Origin of the sequence: Paenibacillus sp. M2, from assembly GCF_046713495.1 — a bacterium.
In the GTDB taxonomy this organism is placed as follows: Bacteria; Bacillota; Bacilli; order Paenibacillales; family Paenibacillaceae; genus Paenibacillus; species Paenibacillus amylolyticus_B.
In genome coordinates this window covers 4672789-4687753 of record NZ_CP169648.1, presented here as the reverse complement: position 1 = coordinate 4687753, position 14965 = coordinate 4672789, and the positions used below count along the sequence as shown (strand labels likewise).

Genomic DNA, 14965 nt, shown 5'->3' with positions numbered 1-14965 from the left:
CATATGTCAACACTCGATATTTTTAATCCACCAGTTTCCAAAGTAGCAAGAGGTCTTGATGGAAAAATCATTACTATCTATGGTAGCAACAACTTGGGTAAAACAAAGCAAGCGACACGACTTAAAAAGCCCTATTACCTTGGATTTGAAAAAGGGTTGAATGCGATTGCTGGAGTTCCTTTTGCAGCAATCAACAATTGGAGTGATTTTAAAAAAGTAAATAAGCAACTTACACATAAATCTACTGTTGCTAAAGCAAGAGAATATTATCAAACTATTATTTTCGATGAGGTAGAGGCGTCTGCTCGATATTGCTCTAAGTTCATTTGTGATAAGTATGAGGCAGATACAATTGCTTCTGGTCGAGATGGATTTGGTCTATGGAAAGAATACGAAACTGCATATTGGGAAGAAATCGATAAGCTTATTGGTGCAGGGTTCACAGTGGTATTTATTGCTCACCAAACCGAAGACAAAGAGGGCAAGATCTGGCCTAAAGGTGATAAGCGCGCTTTGTCTCCAGTGATTGATAATAGCGATATCGTGGTGTATGTCCGCTCCAACGGTACGGATGAAAAGAATCAGGTTATTAAGTCATCAGCATTCATGGCAGAAACAGACAAGTTCTTTGCACGTAGCCGTTTTGACTATATTCAGACTGGGCTTCAGGAGTTTACAGCAGAAGCACTGGAAGAGGCTATTGTTAGAGCGATTGAGAAACAAGAAGAAATTGAGGGTATTACTGCTGTTACATACGATGAGCAAAAAGAAACTTTGACTGGTGAAGAGTTGGAGTTCGATAAACTTAAAGCAAAAATCATCGAGTATGGTAAGAAGCTTCATGCAAATGACAAAGGTTCGATTGTTAATGAAATCATTGAAAACAATCTTGGTAAGGACAAAAAAGTTACTGACTTTGTGAAGTCTCAAGTAGAAGTCATGGCAGTTGTATTGGATGAACTTAAAGATGAAGTAGATAAGCTTGAGGGTTAATACATAGAGTTCACGAAAGACAGATATCATAAAGAATAAATATCTATATGTAGATTATAAGAAAATATGCTGATCTACATATAGATAAATAGGAGGACGTATTTTGTCAGAGATTAAAGTTAACTGGACCCCACTCCCAATGCTTCTTAAAAAAGGCGATATTGTTTATTCGAAAGATAATCCAAATGTGTTTTACGAAGTCCTAGGCACTAGTTATTCAGTAGTGGAAGTTGATTCAAAAACTATAGTTGAAAGTAGTTTAAAAGATAGAATGATTGAGTACATCAAGCAAGTAAACAGCAATCCAGATATCAGTAAACATATCACAAAACTTTATTATAAAGATGAGAATGATGAGTGGAAATATGTTACTGACTATAGCTCATTTATTGACTATATGTCCGAAGAACTTCAAGAATCAATCAAGTTTAGCAGGACACTAACTAAGAAATTGGAAGACGAATTGAATTGCTATCATTATGAGAAAATTTATAAGCCTGAGAATTGTAAGCAGCCAAACCTTGAAAGGTCAATTGCAATTGGTAAGCCAGAAGTAATTCTATCCCAAAAAGACACACAAAAACTTCTCAAAGTTATCGAACAATTAAGAAGCATTAATATTCTTTAGCATTCATGTAGTCAAACATACGGCCTCACTCGAAATAGTGGGGCTTTACTATAATCAAATATCAGGAAGGTGATACGTTGGAAGTACTCCTATCTCTATTGTTGGCACTGTCCATTGGTCAGGCAGGATTAGAAAGTGCCAATCAAGCACGAGAAGCGAAAAACACGACTAAGATTGAGAGTGTTAAAGTTGACAAGTCGGTTGAGTCTAAGAAAGCTGCACAAAAGGAAATTAAGCAAGTAAAAGTAGCCACTAACAAGAAGAGTAATGATGATTATGAATGGATGTATTTCACACTCACCGCCTATACCAATCACGAAAATAGTACAGGTAAAAGCAAAGGACATCCTGATTACGGGAAGACAGCAAGTGGAGCAATGACCAAAGAAGGAGTTACAATTGCTGCTGATTGGAAGGTGTTGCCTAAAGGTACAAAGGTATACATTGAAGGCGTTGGTGAGCGTATTGTACAAGATGTAGGTGGAGCAATTAAAAAGAATAAAATAGATGTCTACTTTGAGCGTGAAAAAGATGCTTTCGATTTCGGTAAAAGGAAACATGTAAGAGTAAGAATTATTGATTAGTAGAGGATGAATACATATATGAAGAAAAAAGTCTTTTGCATTATGGCTTACTCAGGTGCTGGAAAGACCGAGGTTGTGAAAGAGTTGGAGAAGGATGGATATAGTGTACTTCAGTCATACACAACAAGACCACAACGACATAAGAATGAATGGGGTCACACTTTTTGTAAAGATGAAGATTATGAGAATTTCAAATCTAAAGATGAGATTGCGGCTTATTCACAAATTGAAGGATACCATTACTTTGCCACTAAAAAGCAACTATTGAAATCAGATATATATGTAGTTGATCCTGTAGGAATTGAAGATTTAAAAAAACGTATGAAAGACATTGAGTTTGTAGTAATTTATTTGAAGGTAGACAAGGAAACGCGCATGGAACGCATGCAGAAGCGTGGAGATGATGCAATTAGAATTCTTTCGCGGGTTAATACAGATGGACTCAAATTTAAGAAAAAGCGCTATGATTATCAGGTTATCAACTATGACTTTGGTAAAGCAGTGAAAATTATTCGAAGCATCATCAAGGTTGAGTCTAAATGTTAAATGAACAAACTTAAAACAGTAAAATACATAAGTGAAACTTCTGTGAATGAGATGGTCAAGCAGATCATCTCTAAACAGAGTGATATTAGCAAAGTTATAGAATCAGCAAAAGCAAGTAGAACAGAATATGGACTTAAAGTGCAGGAGTTAATTGAAGGACTTGAATCACTGTAAAAGCTGTATTTCATCGGAAATATAAATTCATATAACAAGGAGAGATCGAATGAGTAAATTTAAAGAATTCATTAAAAAGGTAGCAAGCAAATTTAGTACGCCAGTTAAACCATCGACAGAAAAAGTGTTTGAAGGTGAAAAATTCAAGATTGACGCACAAGGTAACGTTAAAGCGAGCGATTTAAAAATGAGCGTAACTGTTGCTGATGAAGTAGACATTGAAGGACTGAAGTATAAAGTTAATCAATTAATTATTGATTCTATGTATATTCCGAAAATGATTGAAGTTATTTTGAATGAGCAGAAAATCAAACAATTACGTAAAATCCAAAACAAAACGAAAAGCACGCGAATCAAACAGAAACTTCAGAAACGGATTGATACGTATGGAAAAAATACAATCACACGCAATTAAAGATATATGGAGAGTTAGAGAAGGCTTACTTTTAGAAGTTCATAAGTATAATTCACTCGGTCATTGCTGGATCAGATCAAAGAAAAGTGTTAAACAAATTAGAGGATGTAAAGGTCTAACCGAACTTAAAGAAGATTATTGTGACAGCTACACTAAAAAGACCTTTCCAAAAGGAACGTTGATATACAATACAGTTCCAGTTGAACCAGAGGCAAACAAGGACAACTTCAAGTTTGAGATTAAATCAAGCGGAGGTTCAATTTATGGTAAAAATGCTGAAGAAATAAAAAAGATATTAAATGACATTGATAAAGCAATTAATACATATGGGTAGCTGATAAAATAAAGAATTCTTTTAGAAAAGGGGAGTATAAAATGAAATCACATCTTAAAAATAATTATATTAACTATATTTTGGTAATCATTGCCGTAGTAGCATCATCGTTTTTGCAAGAGAGTGTCCTTAAAATTAGTTTTCAAGGTATGTGGGTGTGGTTTGTATTACTGTTAATTTTCCCTATCATTTTGGCTCATGTTATCATCTATAGCTATATGTTCATTATGGGAGGCAGCTATACAATCAGTAACGAAGGTATTGTAAATAGATTAAGAAAACTAAAAAGATCTAAGTAAAATTGATATTTCACATAGAAAGGAGGGGCAGCTACGTTTAAGAAATTCAAAGAGTATCTATGGAAAAAAGAATATCTTAAAAGTGTCGTTGAGATCTACTTGCTTTTATACATATCTATTGCACTGTCGTTCGCAGCACTAATAGTTGCAATAATCAAATGAACAAAATTTTGATTCGAGAATATTACTATAGCTGCTCAGATGGTTGTTGTGGTGAATGGGGAACCGAGTTAATTGTTAATGAAAAGTTGGTTGGTACATATACAGATGTTGACAGAGATGTTGTAAGAAATTTATTAGAGGCGTTAGATGTGGAGTTTGAACTTGAATACATATATGACCATCAAGACTAAGAATAGAAAAGGGGAAATGAGAATGACACAAACTGTGGGATATCACCTAGCAACGAATCTTAAGGAGTTATATAAGAAGCAAGATGACATTACCGAAAGTATTGAAGAGGTTGTTATAGATCTGTGTGGTGCAGAAATTAACTATAAAGACTATCGTTACTGCATGATTGACCACATTTTTGAAGAAGAGGTAGACCTGTGCGGTGAGAATTCTGACGGAAAAGACTTCTGTGAAACCATAACTTTAGATGAGTTAATCAAGTGTTTGTGAAATCGATCTTTTAAATAGAAATGAGGTAGATGTTTAAATTGGAAAAGCTTAGATGTACTGACCCAGAATGTATTGAGCTTTATGATAATGAGTGGGAAGATATTGAATTGATTTTACATGTAGAAGAAACAATGACTACTCAATATAAGATTCTTGAAAATGGAGTGTTGAATCTATTTGATTCCGATAATGATGGGCAGAAAGTTTGGTTGCGCTGCCCTTGTTGTGATGGGAGATATGAGTTTAAACAGGAATACGTTGAGGTTGAAAAATGTGCAAAGCTAGACTTTGACATTAAAGATGAAGAAAATCTTCAAATTGAACGGGTTAAAGAGTCTTGGGAGCGATAATATTTGCATGATATCAGCATTTGGTGAAGAAAGGGAGATAGAATATGAATCAAGATTTAGCGAATGAGCTTGTGAATATTATTAAAGGATATAAAGAACTGTCTGATTTCATTGAAAATGATGTACCCTACAAATACGCAGAGGACATTCGCCAAGAACTTTATTTGAATACATACTTGGACGATGTAACTTCTCGAATCAAAGACTTGGCAGTGAGGGAGTGATATATTGCAATTCTTAACTGTTTGCGTAGTAGTTTATGTAGCCTGTGGATTGACATATTTATTATGGGCTATAGCTTCTGAAGGGTGGAATTGGGATGTAGGGAATGGGTGGGTTCCTAATTGGATGGCTTATCCCTTAACTATCATGCTTTGGTGGCTATGGTTGTACAGATATTTGATGAAATGAAACTTTGATCAGGAAAGGTGGTCGCAATATTATTGACAAATGTGTTAAGTGTGATGGCGAAATTTATGAATCCGAATCTTTAAGTAGATGTTTGAGATGTAGAAGAGCAACTGAAAAGGAAGTACCTGCTGAGGAATACTATAAACAGAAAAATAACATAGGACTTTTTCTTAAAGAGGAAGTTTAATGAGGGGGTTGATGTTGAATGAGTTTTACTGCCATTGAGCGTGAGACTGTTTGTGTCTGTAACGATGAAACAAATGAGTGGGAAGTGTACAGTTGTTCGCCTAAAACAATCACAAAGATCAAAAAGGCTGGTTTGGAGTTGTTAAAGGTGGATGAACATGGAGGACACTATTTTAAAGGCGACTATGGGCAAGTTTCATTTAGGGCTAAGAGTAGCGGTCGTGTATGGACAGAAGAACAAAAACAAGCTGCTGCTGAACGTCTAAAAGAAGCAAGATCAAAGAAAGGAGAGTAAATGAATAAGGAGACCAAAGAACGTACAGAGACACAGAGAGATAAGATTGTAGCGACATTGAGACGAGCTGGTGAATCTGGTGTAACAAATATTGAACTAAACAAGATTGCCTTACGATACAATGCACGTATTCAGGAATTGTATGTGCGTGGATATAAAATACATAGTGAAGAATTAGATGGTGGAGTTATTAAATACATATTGATTTCAGAACCAACAGAACCATTTAAGAAGCCAGATAAGGCAGTAGATATTTTAATTAAAGATATAGAGAGTAAATATAATGGAAACATTAGCGCGCACGAATTAAATGATTATTTGGATACACAAGGATTTACGGTTAGACGTAAAGTTGGATCGTATTGTTAAACAATAAAATAATGCTTGGAGTGATTAAATGACTGTAAAAGATCAATTCATTAGAGATCTGATCGATGAACTTAATGAGGAAAGCTCTGGATGTGCAAACCGGAAACCTTTAGATATCGCTTATATGGTGTCAGTTGTGGATCAACAGTTAGAAAATTGCACAGAGTTTATTCAAGACATTACTAAGTATGGTTACCATATTAACGGATATGATTTTGACGATAGTGAAGGTTACACGAACGGTAAAATTAGAGTATTAATTGAAAAGCCAGAAGAAGAACGTGGAAGTGAAATGATGCATGATGCTTACTTTAACTACTGCTACTGTATTGAATTTGGTTTTGATGAGCGATATTGGGGATATTGTAGTTGTGAACCCACACACAATGGGTATGACGAGAAGCGCAAGTGTTGTGGTAATGGTTGCGATTGGACAGCTCCTAGTTTTCACATCAGCAAGTCTATTTCATTGGGTGGTGGAGAATGGAATGGAGTAGAGCGTGATTATTGGGAATATGAGAAAAAGTTTAACGAGAATCAAGATAATAAAAATACATATGTTGAAGAAATGAAAAAGAAACAAGAAATCGAAGCTCTCGAAGCATCCATCAGAGATGCACAGAATCATTTAAGCGAACTTAAATAGAATGATTATGAAATGAGAATATCATTTAGAAATGGAGATGAGTTATTGAACGTACTTAAGCGGTTGTTGTTGAAGAGTAATTTCTTTAGAAAGACAATACATAAGAGTGGCGAAGAGATACATAAGCAAAAACTGAGCGACATTAGTAAACACTTAAGAGAAGTTAAGGATGAATTGATTAAATTGCTACCAACTCAGGTGCAACAGCGGTTTGAGAGTGAAGCATATATCTCAGGTGGATGTATCTATAGTCTGTATCACGACAAGCAGCCAAAGGATTACGATTTCTTCTTGGAGAATGATTCGCTCGTTGATGAACTCAGAGAATACTTTATTGATCATGCTGGATACCATGGTAGTGATATAAGTGGTGGAACATACAATGACTTGCCTTTGATTATCACAAACAATGCAATCTCTATTGGTAAGTATCAGATCATTACTCAATGGGTTGGAGAACCACAGGAGGTGATTGGGGATTTTGATTTCAGGCACAACATGTTCTATTGGAAGAGTAAGAAAGTGTACACGTTGAGTGACTGGTCGTATTTGAAGGGCAATGCACTAGTTTATAACGAACAGAGAGCACGAGACATTGTTGGGACTATTGTACGTGTACCAAGATTCATTCAGCGTGGAATGACGATCACGCAAAAAGAAATGAGTAAGGTATTGTTGAGATTGAATAGCGTCGGATTTACTGAAAAGGAAATTGAGATCTTAGAGAATAACAAATTGGATCGATTTGGATCATGAAGAAAAAGCGACCCCTAAAGGCCGCTGAGATTTAAGTTATCGAAGCTTTAATTTCATAGTGTGACAAAATTAAATCAGTAGGAATTTTATATCCATGAGGACATTTTGCAAAGAAATGAGACACCACTTTTAGCTCATTTTCGGGAATATAACTCTCTGTCTGATTTTCGCTAAGAACAGTTCTGAGAAATTTTACGAATAACATATTTGCTTGGGTTTGTGGGAAAAGAGCGTCAGGATACTCCATCCAGTTTCTTATTCTAACCTCATCTTTGGTAGAGGTGGCTCTAAGTAGAAGTGCATGAGCCAAGACATCTGACATAAACATAGAAGCATTGATTTTGTCTAATACTTTTAGCACAGTGGATGGGACTTTGATTGCTTTTTCTAATTCAGGATTAATAAGATACGTACTTTGCTTATCTTCTAAAGCTGTTTGTAATTTGATTTCTCTTAGCGGTTTAGCTACTGTCATCTCTGCACCTCTTTCAGTTCGGTGAAGCAAGATTATCATAATTCTTTAGTTCTGAATAGATGCAAAAAGGGCTTCCGAAGTCCAGTCTTTTAAAAGACTACATACAATCGCAATTTTACTTAGAAAGGAAAATTATAAAAATGAGAGAAACGCGAACGTTTACATTGGGCGAGAAAGCAGAGGAATGCGGGTTTACAGTGAACCGTGAGATATTCTATTGCTCGTATTGCGGAGAGAAAGCAAAAGAAGAGGATGTTGGCTCATCTCACAATCATAGGTGGGAAGAGTGTATAGTTAGGTACTGCAATTGCGAAACGGCTAAGAAGGAGCAATCATCAAAAGAATATCTGAGTAAATATAGAAATAGGGTTATCCAATTAGAGCGAGAGTTAAAAGAGTTCGAGAAAATGGAAGACAATGAAATAGTTAATACAATGAAATACAACAAAGAGCTTGAAACACTTAAGAAAAAATTCAAAATGAAATAGAAATTTTATAAACAATAAAATAATAATAGAATGGATGATACATATTAAGTACATGGGTAGCAAAGCTAGACTAGTTAAGGATCTAGCGCCGAAGATTAATGAACTGATTTCTAGCAATTACATTAGTACATACATAGAGCCATTTGTTGGCGGGGCCAACATGATTGAACACATTAAATGCGAAACAAAGCTTGGTTCAGATAATAATGAATATCTTATTGCAATGTGGAAAGCAATGCAGCAAGGATGGGTTCCACCAGAATCATTAACCAAAGAAGAATATGAAGATATCCGAGACAATAAAGATAAGTATAGCAAAGAGCTAGTTTCAGTAGCAGGTTTCTGTGCCACATACAATGCTAAGTGGTTTGGTGGCTTTGCTGGTATTGTTAAGACTAAAGAAAATACATATAGAAATTATTATGACGAGTCAATCAGAAATATAGCAAAGCAGATGAACAATCTTAAAGATGTTAATTTTATGAATGTTGATTATACATATTTCTCAGGATTTAAAAATAGCCTCATCTATTGCGATCCACCATATCAAGGAACCACGCAGTATGGTACAAGTAAAGACTTTGACTATGATAAGTTTTGGAGATGGGTTAGAGAGATGTCTGAAGATAACATCGTGTTAGTGAGCGAGTACAAAGCACCAAGTGAGTTTAGTGCGATTTTCGAGAAAACTCTCACAACTACGTTAGATAAGAACAGTAGAAAGAAAGACACAGAAAAACTTTATACATACAGTAATGTAGGTTAAAAACATATATTAAAAGAAGGTTCATTATAATAAAAGAGGACATTTACTTAGAAAAGGGGAGTAAAGTTAAATGATGACAAAAGATGTATTGAACAGCATTGCTTTAGAGTGGCATACATATGACGATGAAAAAAGGAAAGAGTTTGCTAGACTATACGCTGGAAAATATCTCAAATTGTCTGATGAATTGTTAGACATGTCAGCGTCAGAAGGAGAAACAGATGAACTGCAACAATAAACATTGCCTGTGGAATGCCTTTGATCAGTGTTGCCATGAAAGCAATGAGGGCTATGATGCGGCTATTCCCAATACTTTAGATTGTCCATCGGCTATGCGTAGTGATCATCAATTTGCAATGTATCAGATTGTTGATGAAGTTGACGAGATGATGCTGGGACGAAATTTTAAAGAATTGATTGAAATACATAGGTTTGTGAAAGGTCAGAGAAAATGATATTTCAACCGAAAGAAATGTTTGAGTACTGCAAAGAAATCGTATTATTCAAATTTAAACTTAAAAATCTTAGTCGTGGAGAAAGGTTAACAACGATTTTATTTTATCCATTGGGATATCTAGTGGCTCTTCTAGGATTAATTGTGCTTTGGATAGCAGCAAGACGAAGACGAGATGAAATGTAAATTTTACTGAAAAGAGGAGAAATGCGAATGGGAGTTTGGGAATCATCAAGTATTGAGAATAACTTTAACTCAATTATTGAAGAGATTAACAAGATGAAAGAGATAACATCAAACAAGTTTAAGAAATTAGAGCAATCAACAGAACTTACAAAAATTCAACAACTTAAACCACTCAAACTGTCAGAGTTTACAGTGAGGAAATCAGAACATAGAGATGGGTGGTCTAACAATAAAAACATTCTCAGAGTTGAATGGAATAGCTATGACATTGATGAAATAATCCGCAATAGCAACCAAATTGGACAAGGAGTAAGGTTTCAAGATAGATATCACTATGTTTACATATTTTTTAGTGAGAGTGACTCAACTTCTTTAAGCAGTATGATTAGTTTTATTAATACCTTTGCGGAACTAGACAAAGAGAACCATTTAGAGAATGTGAAACGAGTAGCGAGCAACAAAACAACAGAAGCGAAAATATTTGATATTTTAGATCATGTTGGCATTAGCAGCAGCTATTATGGTTATAAGACTAGCCGTTCCAGTAAATCCACCAAGATGTCTCATTCATTTCCTTCTGAGATTCGAAAACAAATTCCCACTCAATACTCAGAAAACAAACTAGATGAACTTAAGAAATCTTTGATTGACCAAGTCAAAAAGATTTGGAATGATGAAATCTATAAAATGAAGCAAGCAAAAGTGAAAAAGGAAAAGGAAGAAAAAGAAAAGGAATATAACAAAAAATTAGCATTACTATTAGCAAAATACGATCTTGAACTCACAGATTCATGGAATGAACTCAATGAAGCAATTTTAGACAAGAATAAATATTTAAGGCTAGCTCATTGTCTGGAAGCGAACCGAAATGATTGGACGGATGGCTATAGTTATGCGGATTCCGGATTGAGTAATTTTGTTACCGAATCAGATCTGGACAATAAAATATACAACGATATTTCTTCATACATGTACGACAAATGGGATGGGGATGGTCGAGTGTTCAGAGACTGTGAATACAATTACACTGTGATTTACAGTATGGCAGCTCAAGAAGATCCTCAGTTGTACAAAGATTATCAAACTGTTCAGGAACAGCTTCAATTTGAGGAAGGGTGGTGAATGCTATTATAATCAAGGCAAAAGAGATGGATATTAAATCGATTGAAGACCAACTAAAATTCTATAAGCTACAGTTTGAAGAAGGAAGTTGTGTTATGTCTGGTTCGGAGCTAGGTAATGATTGGGTCATATATAACGATCAAGCATACAGTACAGAAGCATTTGAAAGAGTCATCGCAAAAGAAAAAGTAGAATTAAATGAGCGGATTGAAAGTTTAAATAAACAGATTAAACGGGCTGTGTCCGAATTGGATAAGCTAGAAAACGAGATTTGATGAAACATAGATTTGATCAAGAATAATACATAAACAAGGAGAATGATTAATGAGTAAACTTTATGAGCTTGGTGAAAAGTACAGACGTTTCAATGATTTTGTGGACGTAGCTTGGGACGATGAGGATTTGACTGAGGATGATTTGCAAATGTATATTGAAACACTTGAAGCAATTGAAGATGAAGTTAGCGTAAAGGTTGAGAACATTGTTAAGTTTATGAAGAATATTGAGGGCGATATTGAGGCTTTCAAGAATGAAGAAAAACGACTTGAGAAGAAACGTAAATACCTACAGAACAAATTCGATGGGCTGAAGAATTACATGCAGACAACACTTGAGGTTAGCAATATCGATAAGGTTAATGCTGGTACATTTAAAGTAAAACTACAGACTAACCCGCCTTCAATCAATATTGTTGATCCCAAGAAGGTTCCTGATAAATACAAGACGGCTCAAGATCCTAAGATCGATAGCAAGGCTTTGCTCAAGGATGTTAAAAATGGATTGAAAGTGGAAGGTGCGATTCTCGTAACAGATAAAAAACACATTAGAATCAGTTAAAATAAGAATAAAAATATGTACAATATAATTATATGGTGGTATAATGACTTTAACAAGTTGTTGTAGCATCATTTTTTTATAGAGAGGAGATACATATTTGAAAGACAGTGGCTTAATTGATATTGAAAAGATGAATAAGCTTGCTAAAGAATTAGGAATCAAAGTGACTAAAAACAGTAGCAGCCCCGGTATTTACTTGACCGAAAATGGAAAGCGTAAAAAGATGGATGCGGTAAGTTTACTTATGGCAATATTCCCAGAATTAAAGAGCGACATAGACGACATTGAGAAAAGAGATGAGGTACATTGAACAACTTAGGCGAGAGAATGCAAAGCATGCTAATTCAGTACATAACAGATGCGACCCAATTAGGTGAGCCTTTATCAAAAGTAATTGTTGAAAACTCTACCTTTTCTGAAATGTTAAAAGAGGACATAGATTTTGTAGGCCATTATTCATTAGAATACTGGGCAGATCAGGTACTTGGAGAAACAGTAGAAAGATTGAGAATCGCACTGGATTCATTAAACAAATTAAAGTAATAGTATGTAAAAGATCTGTTTTACATAGAAGTTCTATAAGAAGGAGGATTCAACCATGAAGAAATACCTTGATTTTATCGAGTATTATTATTCGAATGACATTCCCAAGGATACAAAAATAACTATTCCAATTCAGGAAAGCTTCTTTGGACAAAAGATAATGCTCGATCTGTTTATTGAGAATGGTAACTTAAAAGCTTGCGACACTGTTGAAAATAGTCTTAATCTGGGTGATTTTAAAAAATATATTGATGACGTTATTTTCAATCAACATAAAGATCTTTCGCAAGTCGTAATTGAGTTACATGTCTTTTATGCCGATCTTTACGGACATCGAGATTGTAGCATTAAAGACTTTATATATGTCTCAGATAAGAAGCAACTGTTTTTTGATCCTTGGTTCTTCTAAGCAAGTAAAAGGCACGTTTCATAAGGAGTGGTGGAGTGTTAAAGAAATGGGTTCAGGCCAATTTAATTGGCTTGTCTGTAATAATGTTCTTTTCATTGGTCGAAGCGGTAAATCCAGACGTTAAACTTCCCTTTCATCCATGGAAAATCATGTTGGTATTTAGTTTTAGTATGACGGTTGCAGCATTTGTTGTTAAAGTTCTATTAAAATGTCGTAGGGAGTGGTTCGAAGATGATTATCCAAGTAGATAGACTACCTTTAGAAACAAAGTTAATCGTAGAGCAGCAAACAACAGATGTTGAAGTTGATCTGTACTGGTCTAATGGGTGCAACTCAGAAGGCGAAGATTACTATGAACTAGAAATAAACAGCATGGATTATAAAAATCACTTCCATAGTAAGAGTGGATGGGGAGAAATCGAGAATCTAGATGATGCATTGGAGGAGTTAGATTGATAAAAGTAGTCAATGGAAATTTACTTAATGCTACGGAGAGTATTATTGGTCATCAAACAAATACCAAAGGTGTCTGGGGATCGGGAATAGCAAAATCAATCAAGCAAAAGCATCCAGAGGCTTATCCACTTTACCAGTTGGCATGTCACGAATACGGCGATAAATTGCTAGGATGCTGCTGGACAACCAAAGTAAATGAAAATAGAGTTATAGCTAATTTATTTGGTCAAACTACATATGGAAGAAACAATAGTGTTGTATACACGGATTACCATGCCTTAAAAACAGCCCTAAAGACATTGAAAATACGCGCAAAAAAGTTTGGTCATTCAGTGGCCTTACCCTACAACATTGGTTGCGGATTGGCTAATGGGGATTGGAAAGTTGTCTATGGGATTATCGAGGAAGTGTTCAGTGATTATGAAGTAACATTATACAGATTGTGAGGGATATTAGAATGAAAATTATCTGTACAGACAACTTTGATAGGGAGTCAGTGAGTGACAGATTGGTGTGTAGCAATGTAAGTGAGTATTACGGCAGATCTATTGTAGACTCGCTGAACGATAAATTATCAGGGAATGAAAGCTTTAATTTTTATAGGTTAGTTGATAATGATTATGAACTTTATAGATGGGAGCCGTGAAAATATAAATGTATAAAAAGTACTGGAATGAAGATGGTAATCGCTACATGATGAAAGTTCATGAAGCAAGAGTTGATACAAGTAGAGTATCTGGCACGACCTACTATAAAGTCATACAAAAGATAAAGATTTGGGAGAAAAGAAAGTATTTCCTTGGTTGGAAGTGTATTTACTTAAATCAGTGGGATGAGCAGTTTGGTACGAATCTAGAAAACAAAATACATAAAAGTGTGAGAGATTGCTTTGTGGGTAATCGTCCAGATAAGATTTAAATGCACATGAAAGGTCTATTTTACAAATACAGAAATGGAGAAAACTATGAGGAAACTTAGAGTATGGGATAAGAAATATAGAGAAATGTTTTACATTGAAGATATGTACTGGTTTGAAGAAAATGGATTTCACGATCTAAGTGGAGACGGAAGATACTCTGATTTCATTTACATGTGGAGCACTGAATTAAAGGATAAACAAGGAAACGACATTTATGAGAAAGATATTGTACCACAGCGAAATGTAGTTACTTATGTAGGAGGTAACGATTCAGAGTGTCTTGGTATGGACATAGGATTTTATGTTCAAAGAGATAATTTTGAGTCGTGGACTATGATGCAAGTTGGAGATGAATATGAAGTGTTGGGCAATATATTTGAGAATCCAGATCTTTTAAAGATTAAGTAAAATGCGTGTTTCATAAAGAAATGTGTTAACGAATAATGTAGTAAATGGGAGAAAATAAGAGTAATAAGGAGTTTGGTCTTGGATGAAGGTTAATACAGAAAGTATTTGTTTAGAATGTAAACATTTTTGGCATGAGTGCTATGTCATGGTTGGAGATGACTGTCAGTGTATGGAATGGTGCAAATCAAATAGCGTTGACAATCGTGAAATGTTTTATGAGGAAGATGAGATAACTAGGTGTAGTGGATTTGAAAAAGAATAGGTATTACTGCGATGACAATAAGGAGGTTAA

Annotated in this window: 32 protein-coding genes; 31 read left to right on the top strand and 1 reads right to left on the bottom strand. The window is 35.0% G+C overall.

The features are described 5' to 3' along the window. Positions 1-3 precede the first annotated feature (3 nt). The 15 genes from ACETMN_RS21590 (at position 4) to ACETMN_RS21520 (ending at position 7610) form a co-directional block, all read left to right on the top strand. Entirely contained in the window at positions 4-993 is a 990-nt protein-coding gene (locus tag ACETMN_RS21590; protein ID WP_411735113.1) for an ATP-binding protein, read from the top strand. A gap of 103 nt (positions 994-1096) precedes the next feature. After that, on the top strand, positions 1097-1621 hold the full coding sequence (locus tag ACETMN_RS21585; protein ID WP_411735112.1) for a hypothetical protein: 525 nt from the start codon (positions 1097-1099) through the stop codon (positions 1619-1621). 101 nt (positions 1622-1722) lie between these two features. After that, positions 1723-2205, top strand: a complete 483-nt coding sequence (locus ACETMN_RS21580; RefSeq protein WP_411735111.1) for a 3D domain-containing protein — start codon at positions 1723-1725, stop codon at positions 2203-2205. Between the two features lie 18 nt (positions 2206-2223). Further along, on the top strand, positions 2224-2751 hold the full coding sequence (locus tag ACETMN_RS21575; protein ID WP_411735110.1) for an AAA family ATPase: 528 nt from the start codon (positions 2224-2226) through the stop codon (positions 2749-2751). After that, a complete protein-coding gene (locus ACETMN_RS21570; protein ID WP_411735109.1) occupies positions 2752-2925 on the top strand; it encodes a hypothetical protein in 174 nt (57 codons plus the stop codon). It abuts the gene before it with no gap. Between the two features lie 49 nt (positions 2926-2974). Next, positions 2975-3340 carry a hypothetical protein gene (locus tag ACETMN_RS21565; RefSeq protein WP_091014419.1) on the top strand — a complete coding sequence of 122 codons (366 nt, stop codon included), beginning with the start codon at positions 2975-2977 and terminating at the stop codon, positions 3338-3340. Next, positions 3312-3674 carry a hypothetical protein gene (locus ACETMN_RS21560; RefSeq protein ID WP_091014421.1) on the top strand — a complete coding sequence of 121 codons (363 nt, stop codon included), beginning with the start codon at positions 3312-3314 and terminating at the stop codon, positions 3672-3674. Before ACETMN_RS21565 ends, ACETMN_RS21560 begins: the two co-directional genes overlap by 29 nt. Positions 3675-4131: 457 nt before the next feature. Beyond that, positions 4132-4326: a hypothetical protein gene (locus tag ACETMN_RS21555; RefSeq protein ID WP_411735108.1), complete on the top strand. Its 195-nt coding sequence runs from the start codon at positions 4132-4134 to the stop codon at positions 4324-4326. A 22-nt stretch (positions 4327-4348) separates the two neighbouring features. Beyond that, positions 4349-4597 carry a hypothetical protein gene (locus ACETMN_RS21550; RefSeq protein WP_411735107.1) on the top strand — a complete coding sequence of 83 codons (249 nt, stop codon included), beginning with the start codon at positions 4349-4351 and terminating at the stop codon, positions 4595-4597. A 38-nt stretch (positions 4598-4635) separates the two neighbouring features. Continuing rightward, positions 4636-4947 (top strand): hypothetical protein, encoded by a 312-nt coding sequence (locus ACETMN_RS21545; protein ID WP_411735106.1) that lies wholly within the window; start codon positions 4636-4638, stop codon positions 4945-4947. Between the two features lie 44 nt (positions 4948-4991). Further along, positions 4992-5171, top strand: coding sequence for a hypothetical protein (locus ACETMN_RS21540; RefSeq protein ID WP_091014429.1), 180 nt, complete (start codon positions 4992-4994; stop codon positions 5169-5171). A gap of 392 nt (positions 5172-5563) precedes the next feature. After that, positions 5564-5839, top strand: coding sequence for a hypothetical protein (locus ACETMN_RS21535; RefSeq protein ID WP_091014431.1), 276 nt, complete (start codon positions 5564-5566; stop codon positions 5837-5839). Next, the gene (locus tag ACETMN_RS21530) at positions 5840-6208 is read left to right on the top strand and encodes a hypothetical protein (protein WP_091014433.1); all 369 of its coding nucleotides are present in this window, start codon (positions 5840-5842) and stop codon (positions 6206-6208) included. Positions 6209-6236: 28 nt separating this feature from the next. After that, positions 6237-6854 (top strand): hypothetical protein, encoded by a 618-nt coding sequence (locus ACETMN_RS21525; protein ID WP_091014435.1) that lies wholly within the window; start codon positions 6237-6239, stop codon positions 6852-6854. 45 nt (positions 6855-6899) lie between these two features. Next, positions 6900-7610 (top strand): hypothetical protein, encoded by a 711-nt coding sequence (locus ACETMN_RS21520; protein WP_256975009.1) that lies wholly within the window; start codon positions 6900-6902, stop codon positions 7608-7610. A gap of 31 nt (positions 7611-7641) precedes the next feature. On the opposite strand, the gene ACETMN_RS21515 is transcribed toward ACETMN_RS21520, so the two are convergent. Further along, the gene (locus ACETMN_RS21515) at positions 7642-8085 is read right to left on the bottom strand and encodes a hypothetical protein (RefSeq protein ID WP_091014437.1); all 444 of its coding nucleotides are present in this window, start codon (positions 8083-8085) and stop codon (positions 7642-7644) included. A gap of 59 nt (positions 8086-8144) precedes the next feature. On the opposite strand from ACETMN_RS21515, the gene ACETMN_RS21510 reads away from it, so the two are divergent. The 16 genes from ACETMN_RS21510 to ACETMN_RS21435 all read left to right on the top strand — a co-directional run bounded on the left by ACETMN_RS21510 (position 8145) and on the right by ACETMN_RS21435 (position 14935). Beyond that, positions 8145-8573: a hypothetical protein gene (locus tag ACETMN_RS21510; RefSeq protein WP_411735105.1), complete on the top strand. Its 429-nt coding sequence runs from the start codon at positions 8145-8147 to the stop codon at positions 8571-8573. 34 nt (positions 8574-8607) lie between these two features. Continuing rightward, positions 8608-9339 (top strand): DNA adenine methylase, encoded by a 732-nt coding sequence (locus tag ACETMN_RS21505; protein ID WP_091014440.1) that lies wholly within the window; start codon positions 8608-8610, stop codon positions 9337-9339. Positions 9340-9409: 70 nt separating this feature from the next. Next, positions 9410-9577: a hypothetical protein gene (locus ACETMN_RS21500; protein ID WP_411735104.1), complete on the top strand. Its 168-nt coding sequence runs from the start codon at positions 9410-9412 to the stop codon at positions 9575-9577. Further along, a complete protein-coding gene (locus tag ACETMN_RS21495) occupies positions 9561-9794 on the top strand; it encodes a hypothetical protein (RefSeq protein ID WP_411735103.1) in 234 nt (77 codons plus the stop codon). The genes ACETMN_RS21500 and ACETMN_RS21495 overlap by 17 nt, the downstream gene beginning before the upstream one ends. A gap of 212 nt (positions 9795-10006) precedes the next feature. Further along, the gene (locus tag ACETMN_RS21490; protein ID WP_091014443.1) at positions 10007-11101 is read left to right on the top strand and encodes a hypothetical protein; all 1095 of its coding nucleotides are present in this window, start codon (positions 10007-10009) and stop codon (positions 11099-11101) included. 26 nt (positions 11102-11127) lie between these two features. Then, positions 11128-11376, top strand: coding sequence for a hypothetical protein (locus tag ACETMN_RS21485; protein ID WP_143786478.1), 249 nt, complete (start codon positions 11128-11130; stop codon positions 11374-11376). A 49-nt stretch (positions 11377-11425) separates the two neighbouring features. After that, positions 11426-11938, top strand: coding sequence for a siphovirus Gp157 family protein (locus tag ACETMN_RS21480; RefSeq protein ID WP_091014447.1), 513 nt, complete (start codon positions 11426-11428; stop codon positions 11936-11938). A 97-nt stretch (positions 11939-12035) separates the two neighbouring features. Then, positions 12036-12248, top strand: coding sequence for a hypothetical protein (locus tag ACETMN_RS21475; protein WP_091014449.1), 213 nt, complete (start codon positions 12036-12038; stop codon positions 12246-12248). Positions 12249-12265: 17 nt separating this feature from the next. Next, positions 12266-12481 carry a hypothetical protein gene (locus tag ACETMN_RS21470; protein ID WP_411735102.1) on the top strand — a complete coding sequence of 72 codons (216 nt, stop codon included), beginning with the start codon at positions 12266-12268 and terminating at the stop codon, positions 12479-12481. Positions 12482-12536: 55 nt separating this feature from the next. Beyond that, positions 12537-12890, top strand: a complete 354-nt coding sequence (locus ACETMN_RS21465) for a hypothetical protein (RefSeq protein ID WP_091014453.1) — start codon at positions 12537-12539, stop codon at positions 12888-12890. A gap of 35 nt (positions 12891-12925) precedes the next feature. Further along, positions 12926-13141, top strand: coding sequence for a hypothetical protein (locus ACETMN_RS21460; RefSeq protein ID WP_091014455.1), 216 nt, complete (start codon positions 12926-12928; stop codon positions 13139-13141). Further along, positions 13122-13346, top strand: a complete 225-nt coding sequence (locus ACETMN_RS21455) for a hypothetical protein (protein ID WP_091014457.1) — start codon at positions 13122-13124, stop codon at positions 13344-13346. The genes ACETMN_RS21460 and ACETMN_RS21455 overlap by 20 nt, the downstream gene beginning before the upstream one ends. After that, positions 13343-13792 (top strand): macro domain-containing protein, encoded by a 450-nt coding sequence (locus tag ACETMN_RS21450; protein WP_091014459.1) that lies wholly within the window; start codon positions 13343-13345, stop codon positions 13790-13792. The genes ACETMN_RS21455 and ACETMN_RS21450 overlap by 4 nt, the downstream gene beginning before the upstream one ends. A gap of 208 nt (positions 13793-14000) precedes the next feature. Continuing rightward, a complete protein-coding gene (locus ACETMN_RS21445) occupies positions 14001-14264 on the top strand; it encodes a hypothetical protein (RefSeq protein ID WP_091014461.1) in 264 nt (87 codons plus the stop codon). A gap of 34 nt (positions 14265-14298) precedes the next feature. Continuing rightward, complete coding sequence (locus ACETMN_RS21440; protein WP_411735101.1) at positions 14299-14673, top strand: YopX family protein; 375 nt, start codon at positions 14299-14301, stop codon at positions 14671-14673. 82 nt (positions 14674-14755) lie between these two features. After that, positions 14756-14935 carry a hypothetical protein gene (locus tag ACETMN_RS21435; RefSeq protein ID WP_091014465.1) on the top strand — a complete coding sequence of 60 codons (180 nt, stop codon included), beginning with the start codon at positions 14756-14758 and terminating at the stop codon, positions 14933-14935. Positions 14936-14965 lie beyond the last annotated feature (30 nt).